The sequence below is a fragment of the Parahalioglobus pacificus genome, from assembly GCF_014652275.1.
GTDB lineage: Bacteria > Pseudomonadota > Gammaproteobacteria > Pseudomonadales > Halieaceae > Parahalioglobus > Parahalioglobus pacificus.
Window position 1 is genome coordinate 1,658,292 of record NZ_BMYM01000001.1, and the last position, 23,131, is coordinate 1,681,422.

Annotated in this window: 19 protein-coding genes; 10 read left to right on the forward strand and 9 right to left on the reverse strand. The window is 58.0% G+C overall.

Going from position 1 to position 23,131, the window contains the following annotated elements; all coding sequences use genetic code 11:
- The first annotated feature begins 81 nt into the window (after positions 1-81).
- From IE089_RS07540 to IE089_RS07555, 4 genes are read left to right on the forward strand one after another with little or no spacing between them, the layout of a single operon-like run.
- Positions 82-3,582: a hypothetical protein gene (locus tag IE089_RS07540; RefSeq protein WP_189476821.1), complete on the forward strand. Its 3,501-nt coding sequence runs from the start codon at positions 82-84 to the stop codon at positions 3,580-3,582.
- A gap of 57 nt (positions 3,583-3,639) precedes the next feature.
- Positions 3,640-4,431: a (Fe-S)-binding protein gene (locus tag IE089_RS07545; protein ID WP_189476823.1), complete on the forward strand. Its 792-nt coding sequence runs from the start codon at positions 3,640-3,642 to the stop codon at positions 4,429-4,431.
- Entirely contained in the window at positions 4,431-5,846 is a 1,416-nt protein-coding gene (locus IE089_RS07550) for a LutB/LldF family L-lactate oxidation iron-sulfur protein (protein WP_189476826.1), read from the forward strand. The genes IE089_RS07545 and IE089_RS07550 overlap by 1 nt, the downstream gene beginning before the upstream one ends.
- Positions 5,839-6,528 carry an LUD domain-containing protein gene (locus IE089_RS07555; protein ID WP_189476828.1) on the forward strand — a complete coding sequence of 230 codons (690 nt, stop codon included), beginning with the start codon at positions 5,839-5,841 and terminating at the stop codon, positions 6,526-6,528. The genes IE089_RS07550 and IE089_RS07555 overlap by 8 nt, the downstream gene beginning before the upstream one ends.
- A 27-nt stretch (positions 6,529-6,555) precedes the next feature.
- On the opposite strand, the gene IE089_RS07560 is transcribed toward IE089_RS07555, so the two are convergent.
- From IE089_RS07560 to IE089_RS07575, 4 genes are all read right to left on the reverse strand, one after another.
- A complete protein-coding gene (locus tag IE089_RS07560; RefSeq protein ID WP_189476830.1) occupies positions 6,556-7,128 on the reverse strand; it encodes a lipid-binding SYLF domain-containing protein in 573 nt (190 codons plus the stop codon).
- A 150-nt stretch (positions 7,129-7,278) separates the two neighbouring features.
- Positions 7,279-9,918 (reverse strand): phosphoenolpyruvate carboxylase, encoded by a 2,640-nt coding sequence (gene ppc / locus IE089_RS07565; protein ID WP_189476832.1) that lies wholly within the window; start codon positions 9,916-9,918, stop codon positions 7,279-7,281.
- A 3-nt stretch (positions 9,919-9,921) separates the two neighbouring features.
- Entirely contained in the window at positions 9,922-10,926 is a 1,005-nt protein-coding gene (gene gap / locus IE089_RS07570; RefSeq protein ID WP_189476834.1) for a type I glyceraldehyde-3-phosphate dehydrogenase, read from the reverse strand.
- Positions 10,926-11,954: a glyceraldehyde 3-phosphate dehydrogenase NAD-binding domain-containing protein gene (locus tag IE089_RS07575; protein ID WP_229802636.1), complete on the reverse strand. Its 1,029-nt coding sequence runs from the start codon at positions 11,952-11,954 to the stop codon at positions 10,926-10,928. Before IE089_RS07575 ends, gap begins: the two co-directional genes overlap by 1 nt.
- A 213-nt stretch (positions 11,955-12,167) precedes the next feature.
- On the opposite strand from IE089_RS07575, the gene IE089_RS07580 reads away from it, so the two are divergent.
- The 4 genes from IE089_RS07580 to IE089_RS07595 all read left to right on the forward strand — a co-directional run bounded on the left by IE089_RS07580 (position 12,168) and on the right by IE089_RS07595 (position 16,467).
- The gene (locus IE089_RS07580; protein ID WP_189476836.1) at positions 12,168-12,962 is read left to right on the forward strand and encodes a thioesterase family protein; all 795 of its coding nucleotides are present in this window, start codon (positions 12,168-12,170) and stop codon (positions 12,960-12,962) included.
- Positions 12,963-13,043: 81 nt separating this feature from the next.
- Entirely contained in the window at positions 13,044-13,724 is a 681-nt protein-coding gene (folE, locus tag IE089_RS07585) for a GTP cyclohydrolase I FolE (protein ID WP_189476838.1), read from the forward strand.
- Between the two features lie 134 nt (positions 13,725-13,858).
- A complete protein-coding gene (locus IE089_RS07590; RefSeq protein ID WP_189476839.1) occupies positions 13,859-15,220 on the forward strand; it encodes an amidohydrolase in 1,362 nt (453 codons plus the stop codon).
- Entirely contained in the window at positions 15,220-16,467 is a 1,248-nt protein-coding gene (locus IE089_RS07595) for an amidohydrolase family protein (RefSeq protein WP_189476841.1), read from the forward strand. The genes IE089_RS07590 and IE089_RS07595 overlap by 1 nt, the downstream gene beginning before the upstream one ends.
- Before the next feature lie 64 nt (positions 16,468-16,531).
- Here IE089_RS07595 and IE089_RS07600 read toward each other — a convergent pair whose 3' ends face one another.
- The 4 genes from IE089_RS07600 to IE089_RS07615 all read right to left on the reverse strand — a co-directional run bounded on the left by IE089_RS07600 (position 16,532) and on the right by IE089_RS07615 (position 19,666).
- The gene (locus IE089_RS07600) at positions 16,532-16,990 is read right to left on the reverse strand and encodes a YaiI/YqxD family protein (protein ID WP_189476844.1); all 459 of its coding nucleotides are present in this window, start codon (positions 16,988-16,990) and stop codon (positions 16,532-16,534) included.
- A gap of 24 nt (positions 16,991-17,014) precedes the next feature.
- Positions 17,015-18,670 carry an AMP-binding protein gene (locus IE089_RS07605; protein ID WP_189476846.1) on the reverse strand — a complete coding sequence of 552 codons (1,656 nt, stop codon included), beginning with the start codon at positions 18,668-18,670 and terminating at the stop codon, positions 17,015-17,017.
- 68 nt (positions 18,671-18,738) lie between these two features.
- Positions 18,739-19,317 (reverse strand): hypothetical protein, encoded by a 579-nt coding sequence (locus IE089_RS07610; RefSeq protein WP_189476847.1) that lies wholly within the window; start codon positions 19,315-19,317, stop codon positions 18,739-18,741.
- Positions 19,310-19,666, reverse strand: a complete 357-nt coding sequence (locus tag IE089_RS07615; RefSeq protein ID WP_189476849.1) for a hypothetical protein — start codon at positions 19,664-19,666, stop codon at positions 19,310-19,312. Before IE089_RS07615 ends, IE089_RS07610 begins: the two co-directional genes overlap by 8 nt.
- Before the next feature lie 135 nt (positions 19,667-19,801).
- Between IE089_RS07615 and IE089_RS07620 the strand changes: the two genes are divergently transcribed.
- Positions 19,802-21,064, forward strand: a complete 1,263-nt coding sequence (locus IE089_RS07620; RefSeq protein ID WP_229802637.1) for a cytochrome P450 — start codon at positions 19,802-19,804, stop codon at positions 21,062-21,064.
- Positions 21,065-21,108: 44 nt separating this feature from the next.
- Here IE089_RS07620 and IE089_RS07625 read toward each other — a convergent pair whose 3' ends face one another.
- Complete coding sequence (locus tag IE089_RS07625; RefSeq protein WP_189476851.1) at positions 21,109-21,426, reverse strand: DUF4124 domain-containing protein; 318 nt, start codon at positions 21,424-21,426, stop codon at positions 21,109-21,111.
- 237 nt (positions 21,427-21,663) lie between these two features.
- Here IE089_RS07625 and IE089_RS07630 point away from each other — a divergent pair, with 237 nt between their 5' ends.
- Positions 21,664-23,130 carry a flavin-containing monooxygenase gene (locus tag IE089_RS07630; RefSeq protein ID WP_189476853.1) on the forward strand — a complete coding sequence of 489 codons (1,467 nt, stop codon included), beginning with the start codon at positions 21,664-21,666 and terminating at the stop codon, positions 23,128-23,130.
- Position 23,131: the final 1 nt, after the last annotated feature.

The following is a 23,131-nucleotide window of genomic DNA, read 5'->3' on the forward strand; positions in this document are numbered from 1 at the left end:
CCGGCATCTGGCCATTGCCGGCGAAACTTCGTAGAGTCCCAACGACAACAAGAATTAAATCAATTGGGCGAGTAACGCGGGTTGCGCAAGTTCAACCTAGTTTTCAGTGGCAAGCTGCTGCCGGGGTACACCGCGGCACGGGCCCGTGCGGGTCTGGCAAAAGTCTTCGATATCGATGATTCCGACCGCCTGAAAGCATTCTTCAGTGGCGACGCGGTGGTTTTGCGCCGAGCGCTCGATAGAAAGGAAGGTGGCGACCTCTTTCGCCGCCTTCGCGAGATCGGAATGGAAACAGAGCTGGTGCTGATTTCCGAGGATCCTGAAGACATCAGCCCCACCAGCTTGGTAGTACCTACCCCAGCAGAGGAAAGCGACGACGCATCTACATCTCTCGAGGACACAGCGCCAACTGGAGTCACGACAGACAAGGGTCATGGCCAGGGAATGACGCAGGAGATCAGGCGCCAGCGTCCGGGACAGATAGACCAGAGCTGGGCAGCTCCCTCCTCCAGCAGTAAAGCCCGCTCTTCCTTGTCGGACCTCAAACGCCCAGGGAAACAGCGCGCTGATACGCAGTCATCGGCGACTGATAGCAATGAAGCCGCCGCCCTAAAAGCGCTAGAGGATGCTCAAAAGAAGGCGGACCGAGCGGCCCAGGAAAAGGCACGAAAGGAAAAAGCGACCGAGGAAGCCGCCAAGCGCAAAGCCGAGGAACAGGCTCGTAAGGAACAGGCCGCCGAGGAAGCCGCAAAGCGCAAGGCCGAGGAACAGGCTCGTAAGAAAAAGGCCGCAGAAGAAGCCGCTAAACGCAAAGCCGAAGAACGGGCCCGCAAAAAACAGGCCGCTGAGGAAGCCGCCAAACGCAAAGCCGAAGAACGGGCCCGCAAGAAACAGGCCGCTGAGGAAGCCGCCAAACGCAAAGCCGAAGAGCGAGCCAGCAAGAAAAAGGCCGCAGAAGAAGCTGCCAAGCTCAAAGCCGAAGAACAGGCTCGCAAGAAAAAGGCCGAAGAAGAAGAAGCCGCTAAACGCAAAGCCGAAGAACAGGCCCGCAAGAAAAAGGCCGCAGAAGAAGCCGCTAAACGCAAAGCCGAAGAGCAGACCCGAAAGAAAAAGGCCGCAGAAGAAGCCGCTAAGCGCAAAGCCGAACAACAGGCTCGTAAGAAACAGGCCGCAGAAGAAGCTGCCAAACTCAAAGCTGAAGAACAGGCCCGTAAGAAACAGGCCGCAGAAGAAGCTGCCAAACGCAAAGCTAAAGAACAGGCCCGAAAGAAACAGGCCGCTGCTGATCGCAAAGCTGCCGCAGAGGCGAAGAAACAGGCTGCCCGAGCCGAAAAGCGGAGAGCTGCCGAGAAAGCCGCACAACTGGCTGCTGAACAAGCTCTGCAGAAAGAAGCTGCAGACGCGGAGGCCGCTAGGCAACGAGCAGCCGATGCCGCCGAGAAAGAAGCACAGCGCATTGCCGCAGCCACCGCGGCAAGAAAGCGAGTTGAAGCAGCTTATCAAGAAGCTGAATCTACCCAAGCCGCTCAGCCTCATGCAGACAGAAAGACCGAAACAGATCCGCCAGAGGAAGCAGCCTCACGGAGGGTCCAAGCAGGCAAAGCACGTGGAACCGCAGACAGCGCTAAGTCGACCGAGTCTCCAGGACGACCCGAGACTCAACAACCCGCGGCGACCAACGACAGAGCACCGGCGCTCTCAGCCCAACTGCCCGAGCACGAGCACGAGCACGAGCACGAGCACGAGCACGAGAGTGTTACCGCTCCCACGCATCGATCATCGACTGCGCACAAGGGTCAAACACCCGCTCCTGCTCGCAGTGCGGTCAAGCCGGAACTCAAAGTGCGCAATGGTGGCGTGCGCTCGAGCCTGGTTATAGCGCCGGAGAAAGCCGTTCTTTCATCCCGCTCGGCTGCTGGCGCGGCGAACACCTTTGCCCTGCGCCCTTTCAGAGCCAGCCCCAATGTAAAAGACCGCGGAACAAGAGCGCGGGCCAGTCAAACAAAGCTCACTGTGCTTGCCTCCTTCGCCGCCCTCTTATTCGTCGTAACAGTGGTACTGACTTCACTATTGCCCAAAGATGTCATTCCCTCAGGACCTGACGCCGCTACTGCGCTTCCTGATGGAAGACTGCTGCTTTGGTTCGACGGCGGTCTTCTGGTACACGATCGCTCCGGGACCGTACAACAGCATAGCGACGCCGAGGCCCTCGGGCTGACAGTAAACCCCGTGACTGCGATGGCAAGTGACGGCGCCAGCGGATTCCTAATCACCCAAGTCGTCGATGGGCGCAATCTGACATCCCGCTGCGAACTATCGCCGCTCGCCTGTGCGCCATACATTGATGACGTGGAAGCACATGCTATCGTCAGGCATCCGCGCACGCGGGTGCAGTTCTACATTGATCTCGCTCGCAAGCAGCTTGTTCGCCTTGCACCAAATAATGAGCAGCCGCAGTCAGCCGCTATTGAGGTTTCAGACACCCCTGTTCTGCTACTACAGGACGGTCTGCTGCTGCTGAACAGCGCGATTGCGCCGGCCATCAGCGTGCTACTGCCAGATACGAACGGTTTTGCGCGCCAGTTGGATGAATTTCTGCTTCTGCCTGCCACACCCAGCGGCGCTGAAATGACTCAGGTTGTCGATTTTACGCCCACCGACGCTGGCTGGTGGGTGTTAATGCAGTCTGAAGACGGTCAGCAAAAGGGCCTGTATCGCTTTGACCAGGAGTGGGGTTTTGTTGGCGAGATCGCGGTTGCTTCGGGTGCCATCGATATTGTTCGATGGGGGCCGCGGCTGTTGGTTATCGATCCCGGCAGTCAGGACATACAGCGACTGAGTTTGAGCGGCGAGCCACATAAACCCTTGCAATCTCAGGCAATTACCGACGCCGTCGCTGGCGCGATTGCCGAGCAGCAGCAACGGGATGCACTGTCCGGGCTGTTTCGTTTCCTTACGGCTTCCGTCGCACTGCTTGGCGGTATCGCAGCGTGGCTTCAACACATGCGATTCCGGGTATTCAGCCATGCCAAGCCACGTGGAGCCGAACCGATCGATGACATTGCCGATCAGATCCAGTGGGTTATACCTAGCGCAGCGAGAAGTGGTCGGCTATTGGCAATCATGGTGACCTTAGCAGTCCTGTTGGGTCTTACGCTGATTGCGGCGGGGCTGGGTCTGGTGTCATTGCCTACAGCAACGGCAAGCACCCTACTTCTGGGCGGCAGTCTGGGAGCCGTCTACCTCTATCGACGCATGCCCACAGGCAACCTGGGGCACATCGGCGAACGCCTGGTACTCGTTGACCACGGCAATACCTATCATGTGGGCCAAGGTGCGCAGCTTCATTACCGTGGACCCTTTTTGATTATGGATGATGTCGCTGTGTTCACGGGCACCCGTCTCTTACCGGTGTTTGACGTAGCCCGCCTGCTAGCGCTGAAACCACTCATTGACGCTGGCATCAGAGTCGAGCGAAAGGTTGTTCTGGTGTACTTAATCCAATCACCGCATCCCCTACTGCTGGCGGCGGTATTACCACTGGGTAGTTTATTCGTCGTACTGGCGCATTTACTGGCCTAATCCCATAGCGCCTTCGCTATACTGGCACGACTGCACCACAGCCCCGGAGGGCGGCGAATGCCAGACCACGGCCCCGGCAGCAGCCATCTCACAGGCCAACCTCACGTTGCCCTTTTTGCGACCTGTCTAATTGATGTGTTCAGGCCCTCCGCCGGCTTTGCGGCGCTCGCTCTTCTGGAAGAAGCGGGTTGCCGCGTCACGGTGCCGGCAAGCCAAACCTGTTGTGGCCAACCGGCCTACAGCGGCGGTGACTACGCCGCAGCGCTGCCCACTGCGAAACAGAACATTGAGCTTTTGGAGCCCTTTGATTATGTCGTAATGCCATCGGGCTCTTGCGCCGCCATGCTGTGTCAGCATTACCCGAAACTGCTAAAAGGCACGTGGCGAGAACGGGCGCTTGATCTATCGCAGCGCTGCTATGAGTTGACGGACTTTCTCACAGAGGTGGTACAACTGCCGCCCAGAGCGCACACGCCAGAGGCTTCCAATGTAGCCTACCACGACGGCTGCGCCGGTTTACGAGAACTGGGAATAGCCGAGCAACCACGCTCTCTACTAAAAACCCAAAACAACATCGAAGTTGTAGAGCTGCAGACACAGGGCGTTTGCTGCGGCTTTGGCGGCAGCTTTTGTGCGCGCATGCCAGAGATCTCTGCCCGAATGAGCGATGACAAGCTCGACGATATCTCTGCTAGCGGTGCCGCTACCGTCGTCGCCGGTGATATGGGTTGCCTGCTCGCGATGTCCGGTCGTGCCAGTAAGCGGGGGCTAGACCTTGAGTTTAGACATGTGGCTGAGTTGCTCGTAGCGGATTCAGACACAACCAACGAGTCCGGGAGCCGTGACTGATGCAGGTGCAGAGTGAAGATTTCATTGCTCGCGCCGCCGATGCCCTGTCCGATACCGCAGCCAGCGCCAATCGTCGTCGCCTGGGTCTGCAGCTACCCGCTCAGCGGGAAGCTGCCGTTGCGACATTTGGAGCGTTTCAGTCACTCAGGGACCACGTTGAGTCTGTTCGCAGGCATACGCTTCAGCATTTGGACACCTACCTTGATGAGTTCGAGCAGCAGGCACTGGAGAACGGTAATCAAGTGCACTTTGCGCGCAACGGCGAGGAGCTGAACCAGCGGGTACTATCCATCATCCAGCGCCATTCCGCCAAGCGTGTGGCAAAGGGCAAATCCATGGTGACCGAAGAAACCGGGCTCAATGCCGCTTTGGAAGCTGCCGGATTGCGCGTGACCGAAACTGATCTCGGCGAATACATTGTGCAGCAGGCGGGCGAGCAACCATCGCATATCGTAGCGCCCGCACTGCACAAACCTGAGGCGGATATCAGATCGCTGTTCTACGAGAAACATCCTCTGGGGGCGCGTGACCTGGATACAGCCGAGGACATGGTGGCAGAGGCACGTCGGGTGCTGCGCGAGGAGTTCCTGGCAGCAGATATCGGGATCATTGGCGCCAACGCCCTCGTCGCGGAATCAGGGTACTCAATGCTGGTGACTAACGAGGGTAATGGAGACCTTTGCGCCAACCTCCCTCCGGTGTTGGTGATCTGCACAACCGTGGATCGGCTGCTACCGAGGCTTTCGGATGCCATGAGCATGTTGCGGCTACTGGTGCGATCCACAACGGGCCAACCCATCACCAGCTATACCAGTTTTTACTCAGGACCCGCGCGAGACGGCGACATCGACGGACCGCGGGAAACGCACATAGTGCTGCTGGACAATGGGCGTAGCGACATCCTCGCCAGCGATTACCGTTCCATGTTGCAGTGCATTCGTTGTGGGGCCTGCTTAAACCACTGCCCCGTATACGTAGCGGCCGGCGGCCATGCCTATGGCTCTGTCTATCCCGGCCCCATGGGTTCAGTACTAACGCCATTACTCACCTCGTTGGAGGAAAGCCATACGCTACCCAATGCCTGCACCAGCTGCGGCCGTTGCGAAGAGGTCTGTCCTGCCAATATCCCGCTGCCCCAGCTACTGCGCGACCTACGCCATGCTGAGAACGAGGCACAACTGTTGCCTACGCCAGTGCGACTGGGGTTAAAGGCACACGCCTGGCTGGTCCAGCGCCCGCAACTGTACAGATGGCTATCAGGCCTGTTCGCGCGATCTCTTTCGCGCCTCGGCAGAACACATTGGCTGGCTCGCCGCGTGCCGGGAATGACGGACTATCTGAATACACGCGACCTGCCCATGCCAGCCAAGGAGACCTTTTTGGCACAGTTGCAGAGGGAGGCAGAGAATGAATGATGCGCGTACCGAAATCTATGCACGGATTCGCGGCACCGCCACCGGCGCCTCGCGCCAAGACATCGACAGCGCATTGCATGGGCTGGGGAGTGGCCCAAGTGCACCGCTGCCCAGCATAGAGCCCTGCGCAGCCTTTCTCGCCAATGTGTTATTACAAGGCGGCAGTATCTCTACCGCGAGGTCGCGTAAAGCGACGGTGCAAGCGGTTGCAAAGTATCTGTTCGAGCGCCATCGCACCCACAAGATAGCCGCCGGTCATGATCAGCGACTGGCGGCGCTGCCATGGCGCGATGCCGGCCTGCTACCACGCTTTGGTGCTGCCGGCAGCAATGACGCCGTCTCAGTGAGTTTTGCCGCGGCGGCTGTCGTCGAGACCGGCAGCGTGATACTCCTAACAGGCAAAGCCAGTCCTGCGGCCAATCACCTGCTTGTAGAGGATCATATTGTGCTGGTTGATTGCGAAGCGCTGCTGTCGACTCTGGATGATGCAACCGAATGGGTCGGAAATCTGCGCCACCGTCCGCGGGGGATACAACTCATCTCAGGCCCATCGAGCACTGCTGATATCGGCATGACACTGGTCAGCGGTGCACATGGCCCAAAACGCTGGCACATCATTCTCACTGGAGAGATACCAGCGGAGGCAGAGGAAGAGGCCCGCGAACTGGCGGGCCTTACTTGAGTGCCCAGCAGTTAGCCGGGCCTTGAATTACAGAGGTGTATAGCTGAATTTCTGACCGCCAATAGCCGCCTCGTACATCAGGCCACCCCGTGCGATCGTAAATATAGCCATGCCCTTGCGGTAACCGCCGTGCACGGTTGAAGCATCGTTGCGACCTCCACTGGCGCCCGCTGTTGCGCCACCGCCGGTGTTCGCCTCCGCCGATACACCCGCAGTCAACGCTACCGCTGTGGCCTGGGCGGAAAACTCGAAGTTACCGGAGGTGAATTCTTTGAATGCGCGTTCGTCTTCAAAGAAAATCATTTGGCTGAAGGCTTGTCCGCCTAACTGAAACCCTAGCGTCACTTGCGCCATATCTGTATTGCCGACATGTGCGCCGCGAACAAAGACACGACCCTTACCGTAAGCGCCGCCAATGCCAATACCGCCTTTACCGATTGTCGGGAATACAGCATATCCGTACGCGCTGTTGAAGAACGCTGACGTTTCGCCCGCCTTTTCAAAGGCGCTGAGCGTGTCACCGTAGTCATCGGCGGCACTCAGTTGACTGAGACTGATCAGCATCAAGCTGGCGATCACGGCGTAAAAGCGTTTAATCATTGGGGGAAACTCCAAAATGGACTGAGCAAATAGGCAACGGGTGGTGCCCTCACAGGGGCCCGTTTAGCTGGACTCAGTGTAACAAGTGCCGCTGTATCACAACAATCGCAGAGTCGGCGAATACCGATGAACACCAAGACAGCAATATGACTAACCGGTATTGCGCATGCCGGCAGCCACCCCGGCAATGGTTACCATGATGGCACGTTCCAGCACCTCGCGCGGGTTCTCACGGTTACGCTTTAGTAGTTCAGCTTGCAGCACATTCAGCGGGTCGGTGTAGACATTGCGCAGCGCGATTGACTCTGCGATCCAGGGTTGGTCAGCCAGCAGCGTATCGCTCGCTGACAGCGACAGCACAGCGCGGGTGTCAGCTGCCAGCGCGGCTCGCAAATCAACCCCCAGCCGCTGCAGCTCAGGGTCTACCAGTGCTTCATCGTAGTATTGGGAGAGCTCGGCATCGGCTTTGGCAAACACCATTTCCAGCATCGAGATCCGGGCTGCGAAAAATGGCCATTGCGCCATCATTTCCTGCAACAAACCGCTCTCACCACGATCCAGAGCGGCTTGCAGGGCTCCGCCGGCACCCAGCCAAGCGGGTAGCATAAGGCGGTTCTGCGACCAGGCAAATATCCAGGGGATAGCCCGCAAGCTTTCTATACCGCCCCCACCTGCCCGTCGCGCAGGCCTGGAGCCCAGGGGCAGCTTGGCCAGCTCCTGCTCAGGCGTGGCGCTGCGAAAATAGGGGACAAAGTCTGGTTCACCGCGCACTACTGCTCTATAGGCAGAACAGGAATCCTCGGACAGCTTCGCCATCAACTCGCGCCACTGTGGACGCGGTTGTGGCGGCGTGCGCAAATTCGCACGACAAATGGCCGTGGTGTAAAGCGCCAGCGTTTTCACGGCCAGCGACGTCCAGCCCAACTTCGCACGAATCATTTCGCCCTGCTCGGTGACCCTCAACCCATTGCGCAATGATCCCGGCGGTTGCGACAACAGTGCATCGCGAGCCGGTGCGCCACCACGCCCAATGGTTCCCCCGCGCCCGTGGAAAAGGCTGAGTTCTACACCGTGTCGTTGACACACCGAAAGCAGACTCTCCTGCGCACTGTACTGTGCCCAGGAAGCCGCCATCACTCCCGCGTCCTTGGCAGAGTCCGAGTAACCAATCATGACCATCTGCCTGTGACCGCAGTGGTTGCGATACCAGTCGGTGGATAGCAGTGTTTCCATCACGGATTCCGACCTTGCCAGGTCGTCAAGAGTCTCGAACAGTGGCGCAACCGGGATCGCCCACTGGGCACCGCACTCGCGGAGAAGCAGCACAACAGCCAAAACATCCGACGGCTGGCGCGCCATGGAAATCACATAAGCACCCAGAGCATCTTGAGGCTGCCGGGCGGCGACTTCGCAGGTTGCGAGCACTTCCGCAGTATCAGCGCTGGGCTGCCAGTACCTGGGTAGCAACGGGCGCGGGCTGGCCAACACATCCAACAGGTGTTGCTGGCGCTGATTCTCATTCATCGCCGCGTAGTCGCCCATTGCCAACACCGAAAAAATTTCAGCGAGGGCACTGGTGTGTCGGGCACTGTCCTGACGGATGTCGTGCCTGACCAAATGTACGCCGAAACAGCGAATTTTCCTTAACAAATCCAATAGCTGTGAATTCGCTACCGACGCCATGCCGCACTCACGCAGCGAGTGATAGCAACATTCCAGCGGCTCCAGAAGCTGATCGACAGCAACCAGCGTGGTCACCTCCGGCGCAGGCTCACCGTCGAGTTCAGCCTCAAGTGCGCCCAAGGTGTCTTGCAGTAAGCGTCGCAGCCGGCGCAGCACCTCTCGGTAGGGCTCATGGGCATCCCCGGCATACACACGCAGTGCATCTGTACAACGCGTCATCGACAGCTCATCCAACAGGCCTGCAATATCTCGCTGATAAAGATCGGCTGCCTGCCAGCGGCTCAACAGCAACACTTCCCGGGTGACTGTGGCCGTCACGTTCGGGTTGCCATCCCGGTCACCGCCCATCCATGAGGTGAAAGCCAACGGCGCCGCATCTATCGCCAGGCCTTGCCCGCAGCTGATCTCAAGGGCGCGATCAAGACGTCGCAAAAATTCGGGAACGGCTTGCCACAGTGAATCTTCAACCACAGCGAAGCCCCACTTAGCTTCGTCTACAGGTGTAGGGCGCTGGCGCCGGAAGTCATCACCAAACCAAATCTGGGTAATCAACTCGCGCAAGCGCGCATGGAGCTCGCGTCGTTCCCTGTCGGTTAAGCCCTTTAGCTCAAGCTGTGACAGGCAACGGCCGATTTCCGACTGCTTGTGGATCAGGGTACGACGCACAATCTCGGTGGGATGGGCGGTGAGCACCAGATCGATGTGCAGTTCTTGCACCGCCGAGCGCACGTCCTGTTGACTACAACCCTCGGCAAGAAGGGATTCAAATTCCTTCAGCAGGGATTGCGACGCCGAATTCAGCGGGTCCATCTCGCGAGAGATGGTGTGTTGCTGGTCTGCAATATTGGCAAGATTCAGGAACTGGCTGAAGGCACGAGCGACTGGCACGAGTTGATCGTCTTGCAGATTTCGCAACGTGTGCAACAGGGTTTGACCAGCGGTGGAATCGCCCTCACGGGCTGCCCGCGACAGCAGGCGTATGTTTTCCACCGAGGACAGCACCGTTTCACCCTCCGCGCTGGTAATCACTTCACCGAGCAGAGCGCCCAGCATGCTGACATTGTTTCGCAGGCTGCTGTAATCCGGCTCAGTTGCATGCTCTGTCATGGATTAGCTTTCCCAATCATTCATCAGTGAAAGAAGGTCGCAGACCCGGCTGGAATAGCCCCACTCATTGTCATACCAATTCAGCACTCGCAGGTATCGCCCACCGGTGACCGTCGTGAAGGCACTGTCATAAATCGATGAATGGGGGTTACCGATGATGTCAGTGGAGACTATGGGATCGTCTCGATACTCCAGAATACCCCGCAATTGGTCTGATGCTGCGGCTTCACGCACCGCCGCATTAACGGTATCAATATCAACCGTTTTCTCCAGGGTGACGAAAAGATCAACGACCGAACCGTCCGGCACAGGAACACGGGCTGCAATACCGTGCAAGCGGCCATTCAGCTCTGGCAAGACGGAGCCCACCGCCTTGGCAGCCCCGGTTGATGTGGGAATGATATTCTCGGCAGCAGCGCGACTGCGGCGCCAGTCAGAGTGCGGCACATCCGCCAGGCGCTGATCATTGGTGTAGGCATGCACTGTATTGATCACACCTTCCGAGATTCCAAAAGCAGAGTGCAGGACACTGGCCATCGGCGCCAAACAGTTGGTAGTGCAACTGGCATTCGAGATGATGCGATGCTGGGGGTTCAAACCCTGCTCATTCACGCCAAGCACAACGGTGTAGTCGATTTCATCTTTGGCGGGTACGGTGAGAAGCACCCGGTTCGCACCGGCGCTGATGTGCTGCAAGAGCGCTTCGCGAGTCCGAAAAACCCCAGTGGCTTCGATCACCACCTCCACACCCAAATCACCCCAGGGTAGATCCGCGGGGCTGCGCTCACTGAGTAACCTCACCCTGCCCTTGTCAGTGACGAACTCGTCTCCCTCAAGCGCCAGTGCTTTGCCAAAAGGACCCATCACCGTATCGTAATCCAGCAGGTATCTCAGCGCGGCTTTATCAAACAGATCATTGATAGCAACGACCTCAATGTCGTCTCGTGCCTCGAGAATACGAAATACGGCACGTCCGATACGCCCAAAGCCATTAATAGCAACTCTCATTACGCGACCTCCCCTGCGCTGCGCGCATCGAGATCAGCGTACAACCTTGCAACATCCAGCAGGCGTGCGGCATGACCCCGGGATTCGTACCAGCCGAGTATCTTGATGGTGTTCTGGCCCGCCTTGATGGTGCCCTGACTGTCGTACAGCAAGGTGTGAGTACTGCCGATAACGTCAGATGACACGATGGGATCATCGGCGACGCCCAGTATGTCTGGCCGTCGGGCAGCGGCCTCGCGCAGGATCTTGTCAATGTCAGCAACGTCCACACTCGGTTCATCAATCACGATATTGGTGTCCAGCAGACACCCCTCATGGACCGGCACATTCAACGCTGAACTTGTTACCTTTCCAGCCATGTTCGGCAAAATAGTAGGTATCCATTCAGCCGCCTCATGCCCATTGGGAATAATGTTCTTTGCCGCGGAGCGGCTGCGACGCAGATCACCGGAGGCATAATCCTGTAGCATCTGGTCTGAGGTGTAGGCGTGAATGCTGGTGGCGCTGGCACACGCTATGCCCAGCTTTTCGTCCAGCACACTCAGCAATACCGCGAGCGCGGAGGTCGTCGCCGAACCAGCCGATACCTTACGGTCACTGCACTGGACGCTGGCCTCGTTCACGCCCGGCACCACCAGGCGGTCGATAGCATCGCCGGGTAAAGTGCGTAATAGAACGCGCGGCGCGCCATTGGCCAGATGGTCTTGCAAGTAACTGGATTCCCGGTGCTGCCCCGTGGCATCGATCACCAGATCAACATCGAATACATCCCACGGCATTTCGATGGGGCGATCAATCTGCATCAAGCGGGCACGACTGGACTCATTCACCAGAAAGTTACCCTCGAGGCGGTGCCGCTGTGGGTCAGCACATTCAGCGCGTAACAGGTAATGCAGTACGTCCGCCTGACCAAAGTCGGCGATCGCTACGACCTGTATGTCCTCCGTCTGTGAGGCGAGATCAAACACCTGTCGGCCAATTTGGCCAAACCCCATAATGCCAAGTCTTACCACGCGCCGATGCGCCATGTGTGTCTCCCTTGTGGAATGCCCTGTTGTGGGGGCCTGCTCAAGCTAATCGCCCCACGCTCAAGAGACCAGCCTCGCTGTGAATGCGCGATGCCTACATTAAGATTAGCTCAACTCTCGCGCCCTGCGCGCCAATTCCACCGACGTGTTTCGGGATTGCGCCCGCCTCGCGGCACAGGCAAGCTTGCGCTCTGATTCGAGAGACCCCGCACTATGCCAGACACAAACACTGCCTTTTTTGAGCTCGATGGTGATCGCTACGTCGGCAATGACGGCGCCAGGGGCCCTTGGACCCATAATGGGTGTCATGGCGGCCCAGCTGCGGGCGCCGTCGCGCGAAGTGCCGAAAAAGCCGTACCTGACAAGCAGCTGGTCAGGCTGACCCTGGACCTATTCCGTCCTGTTCCCGTATCCGGTTTTACCATACAAACCACGGTGGGCCGCAATGGGCGCATTGTTGCCACGGTTGCTCTGACAGTCGTGGACGACACCGGGAGAGCCTGCGCCTCGGCCACGGCACTGCTCATGGCTCAACAAGACATCGGCGAAGTCACTACGGCAGCCTTTGAGTTGCCAGACCGCGCGGCCGCGCGCCTCACCCCCTTCCGCCGAATTCGCGGCGGGCACGAGCTGCGGACCTTTGCCGACGTCGTGGAAGTTATGACGCCCCGCGGGACCCCGCTGACCCTGGGGCCCAATACAGCATGGATGCGCACGCCCAGGCTGGTCTCCGGTGAACAGGACAGCGCATTTGTGAGTGTTTGCGCGCTTGCTGACTGCGGCAATGGCTTCTCGCGTAATCAGGATGCCGATGAGGTCACCTTCATTAACACGGATCTATCGATTAACCTGCATCGAGCGCCCTCGGGAGAGTGGATAGGCGCACAGTTCACCTCGCGTTGGGAATCCAACGGCACCGGGTTATCGAACGCCATACTGTTCGATGACCACGGCCCCATCGGATCTGCGCAACAATGCCTGCTGCTGCAACGCCCGGACAAAGCCTAGACAAAACCGTCTCAGGGGAAAAACGGCAATCCGCACTGGATTTACACCCGTAGCAAGATTAGACAAACAAGGAGCTCGAACATGGAACCCATGCTCGCTGAACAACGACTGCCGCTACCCTCCTCGGTTTCACCCGAGGCAGACATCGTACGGACTGCGCTGCTAGAGCGTGGCCTTGAAACGCCACTGGTGCCTACCGGCCTCAGTCGCGACGAAAAGTACGAGCGTATCCGTCAATCTTTTACCGACATCACCCGCACTCTGGGTCTGGACCTTCGCGATGACAGCCTGTGCGAAACACCGCACCGCATTGCCAAGATGTATGTCGATGAAATTTTTTCCGGTCTCGACTATACGCAGTTCCCGAAGATCTCGGTCATCGACAATAAGATGAACGTTGAGGAAATGGTCCGTATCGATGATATCGATCTGGTAAGCACCTGCGAGCACCACTTCATCACCATCGATGGCGCCGCACGGGTGGCTTACATTCCCAGTAACAAGATTATCGGCCTTAGCAAAATCAACCGCATTGTTCGGTTCTTTGCCCAGCGGCCGCAGGTTCAGGAACGCCTCACGCAGCAGATTCTTGTCGCGCTACAGGCTTTGCTGGAAACAGACGATGTGGCGGTCACCATTAACGCCGTACACTACTGCGTGAAGTCGCGCGGCGTCATGGACAGCAACTCCCGCACTCGCACAACTGCGCTGGGCGGCGCGTTCAAGGCAGACTCCCGCACGCGGGCGGAATTCCTTGACTAACACCTTCCCGGGGTATCTCAGGGTGCCCCGCGTTCAGTGCATACGATTGCTTGAGCACCCCGTGCATTGAAACGCGCTCTGATACACTACCTCGCTTCATAAAAGCATCACCACAGCCGTTGGAGGCCATCTTGATGATCAAGCCGCTACTGCGCCTGGTAGGCGCTGCGCTTGCATTCTGCTGCACGCCAGCGCTCGCGCAACCGTTTCCATCCACTTACCAACCTCTTCCATCCGAGCCGACGCTTATCAGTAACGCGACCATTCTTACGGGTGATGGCCAGCGTCTGAATGATGCCAGTCTGCTTATGCGCGATGGCAAGATTGTCTGGGTTGGCAGCGGCGAGACGCCAGCCGGCACAACGGTTATCGATGCAGAAGGCCGTTGGGTAACACCGGGCATCATCGACGTACATTCCCACTTGGGCGTTTACCCCAGCCCCGGTGTCAGTGCTCATGATGACGGCAACGAGATGACAAGCCCGGTCACCGCTGACAATTGGGCTGAGCACAGCGTGTGGCCTCAAGACCCCGGCTTTTCCCGCGCTCTCGCAGGCGGCATAACCGCCATGCAGGTACTGCCGGGTTCTGCAAACCTCTTCGGGGGCCGCGGCGTTACATTGAAAAACGTTTACGCCACCAGCTATCAAGGCATGAAATTTCCGGACGCACCCCATGGCCTAAAAATGGCCTGTGGCGAGAACCCCAAGCGAGTTTATGGCAGCCGTAATCAGGCACCCTCAACACGAATGGGTAATGTTGCTCGTTACCGCGCCGAGTGGGCGGCAGCACAGAGTTACATGCGTGACTGGGAGATCTACGACATCAAGGTGTCCGAAGGGGACAAGAAGGCCAAGCCGCCAAAACGCGATCTAAAGCTTGAAACGCTGGCCGACGTTCTCAAAGGTGAAGTGATTGTGCATATGCACTGCTATCGTGCCGATGAGATGCTCACTGTACTGGATATGGCCGAGGAGTTTGGTTACCAGGTGGGCACTTTCCATCACGGCGTAGAGACCTACAAGATCGCCGATGAACTGGCTGAGGCTGGAGTCTGTGGCGCGCTGTGGGCCGACTGGTGGGGCTTCAAGATGGAAGCCTATGACGGCATTCAAGAGAACATAGCCATTGTCGACAGACCCGAAAACGGCTGTGCCATTGTTCACTCAGATTCCGAAGAAGGCATACAGCGCCTGAACCAGGAAGCAGCAAAGGCAATGATCCGGGGCCAACGCGCTGGCATGGACATTCCCGAGGAACGCGCCATTCGCTGGATTACGGAAAATGCTGCAAAGTCACTGGGCATCGCCGATCAAACCGGCACCCTTTCGCCGGGTAAAATGGCAGACGTCGTGCTGTGGAGTGACAACCCCTTCAGCGTGTACAGCAAGGCAGACAAAGTGTTCATCGATGGCGCTCTGCTCTACGACAGGGCCGATCCGGCGCTACAGCCCGTCTCTGATTTCGAACTGGGTCAACTGCAGGAGGCGCAATAATGCGATCACCACTTTTACTCGCCGCAGCCCTGTGTCTGTCGGTTAACGCCGCTTCCGCTCAGAACCTGCTGATACGTGGCGGTGAGGTACACACAGGTACTGATGCTGGTGTGCTGGACAATGCTGACATTCTGATTGAAGACGGCACTATCAGTGCCATCGGCACTAATCTCACAGCGCCAAGCGGTACCGAAACCCTGAATGCCGGTGGAAAGCCCGTGACTGCAGCCCTGTTCACCGGAGTATCAGCCATAGGCCTGGCAGAGGTAGAAGCCGAATCAGATTCTGTCGATAACCGCCTAGCGGACCTTCACGACACACCGATGAGGCCGGAATTTGACGTAACACCCGCCTATAATCCCCACTCCACCGTTGTACCCGTAACTCGTGTAGAGGGTTTTGGCTTTACCCTGCTGGGCGCCAGTGCCTCCGACAGCATTATCGCCGGCCAGGGCCAGCTGGTGCGCCTGGATGGCGGTTACACATCGTTCGCCGGCGACAAGGTGTTATTCATTACCATTGGTGGCGGTAGTGCAGACAAGGCAGGAACCTCCCGCGCCGCACAATGGATGGTGCTGGAGCAGGCGATGGCCGAAGCGAAACGCCCCTCGCGTCAGGGCGAGCCCGCTCTCCTGACCCGTCTGGGGCGCGAGACGCTGAAAGCCTATACCCGTGACGGCACCGTGGTGTTCGCGGTTGATCGCGCCAGTGACATTCTGCAGACCTTGGACTTTGCCCAGCGCCACGGCTTCAGCGCAGTGGTTGCCGGCGGTGCTGAAGCCTGGGTGGTGGCTGGCGCACTGGCAAAGGCTAATGTACCCGTGCTACTGGATCCTCTGGCTAACCTGCCCAACAGTTTCGACAGCGTGGGTTCCCGCCTGGATAACGCAGCCCTGCTGCATGCGGCGGGTGTCGACGTTGGATTTTCGGGCGCTGAAACACACAACACCCGCAAAAATCGCCAGATGGCGGGCAATGCCGTTGCCAATGGTTTGCCCTGGGAGGCCGGTCTGGCCGGCCTGACCAGCGTGCCTGCCCGTCTCTTTGGTATGTCAGGTGGTGAGCTCTCTGCCGGTATGGCGGGGGATGTGGTCATTTGGAGCGGTGACCCACTGGAGGTCACCAGCGCAGCGGACGCTGTGGTACTGAGTGGCAAGGTGGACAGCATGACCAGTCGTCAAACCCGACTTCGGGATCGCTACCTGCCCCGCCAGTCCGATCTCCCCAGGGCCTACATCAAGCCCTGATGACACCCGACGTCGGCGGCATCAGTTGCCGCCGACGCATCGCCTGTCTAGACGTTAAAAGGTACTAGGGCTTACGCGCCAAGTGCTTGGCAATCACGCTGTCCAGCTTATTGGCAAACTGCTGCTTATCCGCGTTACTCAAGGGCGCGGCCCCGCCGGTTTGCACCCCGGTATCGCGCAGGGTAGTCATGAAATCACGCATGTTCAGACGCGCACGGATGTTGTCCCGGGTGTAGAGCTCACCGCGGGGATTCAGCGCCAAAGCGCCAAGCTCAATGACCTCGGCCGCCAGCGGAATATCACCGGTAATGACAAGGTCACCCGCCTGGACACGTTGGACAATCGCGTTGTCCGCCACATCAAAGCCCTTCTCCACGTGCACAAACCGTATATGCGGTGACGCAGGGACCTGCATACTGTGATTCGCCAACAACGTCAGGGAAATGCCCGTACGCTGGGCGGCGCGAAAAAGCGTTTGCTTGATCGGCCCGGGACAGGCATCTGCATCCACCCAGATATGCATACCGGTGTCCCGGGGCCTGGCCGACTAGTGCCAGTGAACCAGCAGTGCGCCCTGCTCGGCCGCTTCTCGCGCGAGGCGCTCTGCTAGCTCGCCAAAGCGCTCTTCCACTTTTTCACGGCGAATCTTAAGTGTGGGCGTCAACACTTCGTTCTCAATACTCCAAGGCTCACGCGACACAATAACCGCACCGATACGCGCATGCTTCTCCACGTCACTGTTGATGGCTTCGGTGGTTTCGCGCAGCGATTGCTCAACCATGTCGTTATCGTGGCCACCGGCCTCGTCAGTGAGCACCGCGATCATAACGGTTTTTGAGAAACCGCGACCCAGCAGGCATTGCTGCTCCGCGTGCGGGTTCTTGGCAAACTCGCCTTCGATGGGGGGCGGCGCCACAAATTTGCCCTGTATCGTTTTGAAATAGTCTTTTACGCGCCCGGTGATGTAGATGAAACCATCCTCGTCAATGCGCGCCTTATCTCCGGTGTGATACCAGCCGTCCTGAATAAGTTCTGCGGTTTTCTCCGGCTGCTTGTAGTAGCCGGGCGTGCAACCGGTAGCGCGCACTGCCAGTTCGTCCTCATCGGTCAGCTTGATCTCCACATCGCCCACCGGTTTGCCGATGGAACCTACACGTCGATCGTTCGGACTGCTGACGATCAGGCCCATGGCCTCTGTCTGCCCAAAACCCTCGGAGAGTACGAGACCCAATCTATCCCACCAATGAATTAGCGCTGGCGGCGTGGGCGCTGCGGCCGTCAAACAGTACTCCACTTCGGTAAGGCCAATACCGTCCAGAATCAATTGACCAATACCCTTCTCGTCTTGATCAAGGGCTTGGGCCAGCGCATCCTTACCGCCAAACTTGCCAATAACAGCCTGCTGGAACTGCTCCCAAATCCTGGGCGGGCCAAAGAACATATGCGGACGCGTGCGCTGCAGGTCGCGCAGCAGGGTCTCCAGCGATTCGCTGAAGTTGACCTCGCCGCAGGCAACCAGTGAGGAGAATTCAACAATCTGACGCTCTGCAATGTGCGAAAGCGGCAGGTAGGAAAAGTACCTGGGATTATCACGGATACCGAACGCCTCAATAAAGCGGCGGATGGGTATCAGGTTGCTATCGTGCGTTTGCATCACGCCCTTGGGCATGCCCGTCGTACCGGAAGTGAACACCAGCGACATCAGGTCGTCGTGCTTGCACTCGTAACTGGGCGATTGACCGCGGAACTGGGACAGCAGGTCCTCCCACTTCAGATGGGGCTGAGGTACTACGACCCCCGGCAGCGTGATGATCGTGACATCCTCAGCCAGCACTTCGGAGACTGCCTCCCAGTTACTGGTTTCACCCACAAAGATCACCTTGGTATCCGTGAAGTCCAAAATGTACTTGGCAGTGCTCCCGGGCAAGGTAGTGAACATGCTCACTGTGACGTTGCCCGATGCGATGACCGCCAAATCGGACATAAACCAGTGCGGTCGGTTGCGCGAGAGCACCACCATGCGCTCACCGCTGCCAAACCGGGATTCCAGCATCGCAGCCATGGCCTGAATTTCTGCCCTGGCCTCTGCCCAGGTGTATTCAACGTCTTGCTCAGCAGTTTCGCGCAAATCGCGCAGCCATACGCGATCAGGACAGGTGTCAGCCCAGTGATCTACTAACCCGGGTAGTGTGTCGATATTCATAGTGTGTTCCTCACTCTGCATCTTATGACCGGGCAGCCTGAGGTTTGCGCCCGACGTTTATAAACTTGTTATTGATTTTCTACGCTGCGCTGACCGATTCCATTTGGTGTACCGCGCTGCTCCAGCACACGCCCACCGAGCTCCGGCTGCCAAACCGCATTCAGAGCCGTCGGCAATGCCTGCAGGTTCACGGCTCCCCAGCGATGCTGCGGCAGCGCTTCAGTGAGATCACCCACATCAACCACATCAACGAGACTTGCCAATGGCTGTAAAGCGGCACCTCCACCGGCTTCGCTGTCGAAGCGGGAAAATTCACTCCCAACCAGGGTGTGCTGCGGGTTGAAAGCCAACAGGAGAAACTCCCCCGTGATACTGGCTTCTCCCCAATCCACCGACAGGGAGTCAACGCCCAGAAAGCCCAGACTCAAGCCCACGCTGTTCTCCGAGATTTGCCAGTGCTCCCAGGCCATCACGTATCCGGAGGCGGTAGGTATTGTGCGAAGAGGCGGACCCAGTACCAAGATGGCGTCCGCAAGCGTGCTACCTACGTCCGCGGGGTACTGCGAGACAGGCTCTCCAATGTCGTAACGCCACTGCGTACAACCCTGCAGCAAAAACAGGGCGCACAGGAACAGGACCCTAGTCAATATCTTCGACAATGTGCGTCGCATAGTCGGTCAGACGATCCTGTTCATCGAAGAAGAATACAGCTCGGTCATAACGGGTATCGACTTCGAAACGGTTGTACACGATGAGAATCAAGCCGGATCCCTTGGCTTTCTCATAGAGGTAGTACAGCACCGTTTCGCCATCCAGTGAGATCACCTGTGACGGTGGGCCCAACGCCGTCATCACAGTATTGCGGGTGGTCACGCCTGTCTCGAAGCCGCTGATGGCCTCTGGGCTCCAGCTCACTTCAACACCGCGCTTATTGTCGTACTGCGCACAGCCCGTCAGGAACACCAATATCAGCGCCAGAAACCCAGGTTTTTGCATGGAAAACGCTCCGATCAACAACGTTGCAGCATAGTGCATAGAGCGCAGCGCTGTCACGGTCTTGTGCGGGTTCGGGGACATATACACCGCTCGATCACATGCTATGCTCCGGCGCTTTCCATCTTGGAGCCCACCATGAATCAGCCCGCCACAGGAACGCCATCACAGTTCCAGCCACAAGACATTCTCAATCCCGCGATCATGGGTCGCGAGGAAACTATGTATGCCCTTTTTGACCACCTTCGCAGCACCGATCCCGTGGCGCTGGTCGAGCACCCCGAGTATCGACCCTTTTGGGCGCTAACCCGTTATGACGATGTTAAACGCATCGGCAGCGCAAACGACGAATTCCTTAGCGCACCCCGCACAGTGCTGGTGCCCGAAGAAGCCGAAAAAATGTTTTTGGAGACCTTCGGTACCGCTAACGGCTTGGAAACACTAATCCACATGGATAGGCCGAAACACCTGAAGATGCGCAAAGTTACCCGCGAATGGTTCCTTCCGCGCAGCATCCAGAGCCTCGAGGTCGAGGTCCGGGAACTGGCAAAAGAGTTCGTCGACAAGATGGCCGACATGGGCGACCACTGCGACTTCGTCAGGGACATCGCGCTGTATTTCCCACTGCGCATCATTCTCTCGATTCTGGGTTTGCCCCGGGAGTCAGAGGAAACCATGCTAAAGCTCACACAGGAGATTTTTGGCGGCCAAGACCCGGATATGCAGCGTGATATTAAGTCTGGCGGTGGACTTCAGGTGCTGCATGACTTTGGCGCCTACTTCAACGACGTGATTGCTGACCGAAAGATTAACCCGCAGCAGGATTTAGCCACGATACTGGCCAATGCGGAGGTCGACGGCCAACCGATGGACCCGCTGGATCAGATGAGCTATTTCATTATCACCGCCAGCGCTGGCCACGATACAACCTCAGCCGCCATTGGGGGCGGACTCAAAGCCTTGATAGAGCATCCGGAACAGATGCAGCTCTGGCGAGACAATCCCGAACTTGATATCGGCGCTGCCAAAGAATTGATCCGGTGGGTATCACCGGTGCGTCATATGGTGCGTACAGCCACGCAGGACCTTGAGCTGCATGGCAAGCACATCAAAGCCGGTGACTACCTGGCGCTGTGGTACCCAGCGGCCAATCGCGATCCCGAGGCCTTTGAATCGCCCAACACACTGGACCTGACCCGTGACCCCAAGCAGCAAATGGCATTTGGCTACGGCTCACACATGTGCCTGGGCCAGCACCTGGCGGCGCTGGAAGTGGCGTGTTTCTTTAGGGAATTATTGCCGCGCCTGGACGACATCAAGATCGCAGCAAAACCAGAGTGGGTGCAGGCAATTTTTGTCGGTGGCTTGAAATCGCTGCCCGTGAACTACCAAATGAGGTAGTACTCAGCGCACTGGCACTGCAAGCGGCATGAGCGCCGCGCGTCTTAGAGTTCGCGCTGTGCGGGCTCTTCGACGCTGGCAACAGCACCCGCCTGCGCTTCCCGATTCGGGTAGGTCGCCTCGCCGCGTGCACTGCGCTGATTCTTCCAGGCTTGTTGTTCTGAGTAGCCTGGGCCACGATGGCCATTAGCACCAAAATTGTGGGGTTTGACGTCCAACTTACTGCCTGTGCCCTTGGTGGGGCAGGCCTTGTCGGTAAAGGTCCGCTTGCCGGTGTCCGGGTCTACACAGACATATACGCCCGCGTTTGCCCCGACAGGCAGAAGCAGCATCGCCAGCGCGGCTGTACGAAGCATCTTCATGCAAAATCCCCTTGTACAATCTTTGTTGTTCCCAAAAGCTAGCCCTCAGCGACTGTGACGTCCATCACATTCTGGACTTTTCTCCAGATTGCCTCGGCCCCCGCAAATGCCTCTAACGTCACCCAGCAACGGGTACAAATAAGCACACTTGTTCACTGTCAGTCGGGGCGACAGTCTTCGGCCGGTGATTGGCGGCCATTATGATATAGGTTGGCGCGTTCACCAGGACATCAGACTATGCACATCGCAATCATCGGCGCAGGGCCCTGCGGCATTGCAGCGGGAAGAGAACTGCGCCGGCAGGGCTTCACCGATTTCACCATCATTGATGCCCTTGATGCACCGGGTGGCACCTGGCGATTGCACAACTACCCGGGACTTGCCTGTGACGTGTGGGCCCACTCCTACTCGTTTACCTATGCGCCCAACCCCGACTGGAGTGCAAGCTTCGTCGAACAATCTGAAATACAGGCCTATCTAGCTGACTGCGCCAGGGAGTTTGGGCTGGAAGAGCACCTGAAACTCAACACCCGGATACTGCGCGCCCAGTGGCAGACCGAGGGGCACTGGATACTGGAAACAGAAGCGGGAGAATCCCTGCGAGCGGACGTCATCATCAATGCAATGGGTAACCAGCACACCCCGCTCTACCCCGACGTTCCAGGCCGTGACAGCTTTACAGGCGACAGTTGGCACGGCACGCGTTGGAACCACTCCGTATCGTTGGAAGACAAACGGATTGTGGTGGTGGGCTCTGCCGCCTGTGCCGTGCAGGTGGTGCCAGAGATCGCGAAGGTTGCGGGCAAACTTACAGTACTGCAGCGCTCGCCGAACTGGATCATGCCACGCGGACGCAAGTTCTATAGCGAAGCACAAAAACGCCGCTACCGACGCTATCCCTGGCTGATCAAAGCCAAACGCGCAGTGCAGGGACTGATGATGGGCCAGGTAGAGAACGCCGCGACATTGGGGCACAAGCGCATGCAGCAGTTCGAGAAAATGGCGCTCGATTACCTGCACAAGGAAATCGAGGATCCCGAACTGCGCGCTGCGCTAACACCCGACAGCCGCTACGGCTGCAAGCGCGGTCTGGTGTCTGATGATTTCTATCCTGCGTTAAAGCGGGACAACGTGTCGTTAATTGCCGAAGGACTCAAAGAGGTCACACCCACTGGCATCGTCACGTCCAGTGGCGGGAGCATCGACTGCGATGTGATCATTTACTGCACGGGCTACCGCATCATGGACTGGGATCGTATCGACGTGCGCGGGCGGGACAATCAGTCGCTGGCGCAGGCGCTGGATGGTACGCCGCGCGCCTACAAGGGTATTGCGACGCCGGGATTCCCGAACTACTTCTTTGCGATGGGGCCCAATGGCTTGGTGCTCAATGCGTCCTACTTCCGCACAGCCGAGGTCAATGTGGCCAGTATCGTCAAGTTACTCAGGGCCATGCGAGATAAGAACAGCAACACCATTGAGGTCAAAGAAACGGTCACCGCCGAGTATTGCGACTGGATGATGAATCGATTCCCCCAGTATTCCTGGGCGGCAAAAGACTGCCAGAGTTACTACACAAACGCCGAGGGTTACCCGCCGTTTCTCTACCCCGGAAGCTTCAAGGCTTATCAAAAGGCACACGGCGGTATCTCGCTCGATGAGTTCGAGATACAGCGCACTGAAGAGCAGCGGCAGGTTGCCTGAG

Coding starts and splice junctions, on each gene's coding strand:
- IE089_RS07560 (WP_189476830.1), bottom strand. CDS start 7,128: ATGATTAAACGCTTTTACGCCGTGATCGCCAGCTTGATGCTGATCAGT.
- folE (WP_189476838.1), top strand. CDS start 13,044: ATGGAACCCATGCTCGCTGAACAACGACTGCCGCTACCCTCCTCGGTT.
- ppc (WP_189476832.1), bottom strand. CDS start 9,918: ATGACAGAGCATGCAACTGAGCCGGATTACAGCAGCCTGCGAAACAAT.
- IE089_RS07620 (WP_229802637.1), top strand. CDS start 19,802: ATGAATCAGCCCGCCACAGGAACGCCATCACAGTTCCAGCCACAAGAC.
- IE089_RS07580 (WP_189476836.1), top strand. CDS start 12,168: ATGCCAGACACAAACACTGCCTTTTTTGAGCTCGATGGTGATCGCTAC.
- IE089_RS07605 (WP_189476846.1), bottom strand. CDS start 18,670: ATGAATATCGACACACTACCCGGGTTAGTAGATCACTGGGCTGACACC.
- IE089_RS07630 (WP_189476853.1), top strand. CDS start 21,664: ATGCACATCGCAATCATCGGCGCAGGGCCCTGCGGCATTGCAGCGGGA.
- gap (WP_189476834.1), bottom strand. CDS start 10,926: ATGAGAGTTGCTATTAATGGCTTTGGGCGTATCGGACGTGCCGTATTT.
- IE089_RS07590 (WP_189476839.1), top strand. CDS start 13,859: ATGATCAAGCCGCTACTGCGCCTGGTAGGCGCTGCGCTTGCATTCTGC.
- IE089_RS07595 (WP_189476841.1), top strand. CDS start 15,220: ATGCGATCACCACTTTTACTCGCCGCAGCCCTGTGTCTGTCGGTTAAC.
- IE089_RS07550 (WP_189476826.1), top strand. CDS start 4,431: ATGCAGGTGCAGAGTGAAGATTTCATTGCTCGCGCCGCCGATGCCCTG.
- IE089_RS07600 (WP_189476844.1), bottom strand. CDS start 16,990: ATGCATATCTGGGTGGATGCAGATGCCTGTCCCGGGCCGATCAAGCAA.
- IE089_RS07575 (WP_229802636.1), bottom strand. CDS start 11,954: ATGGCGCATCGGCGCGTGGTAAGACTTGGCATTATGGGGTTTGGCCAA.
- IE089_RS07615 (WP_189476849.1), bottom strand. CDS start 19,666: ATGCAAAAACCTGGGTTTCTGGCGCTGATATTGGTGTTCCTGACGGGC.
- IE089_RS07625 (WP_189476851.1), bottom strand. CDS start 21,426: ATGAAGATGCTTCGTACAGCCGCGCTGGCGATGCTGCTTCTGCCTGTC.
- IE089_RS07555 (WP_189476828.1), top strand. CDS start 5,839: ATGAATGATGCGCGTACCGAAATCTATGCACGGATTCGCGGCACCGCC.
- IE089_RS07545 (WP_189476823.1), top strand. CDS start 3,640: ATGCCAGACCACGGCCCCGGCAGCAGCCATCTCACAGGCCAACCTCAC.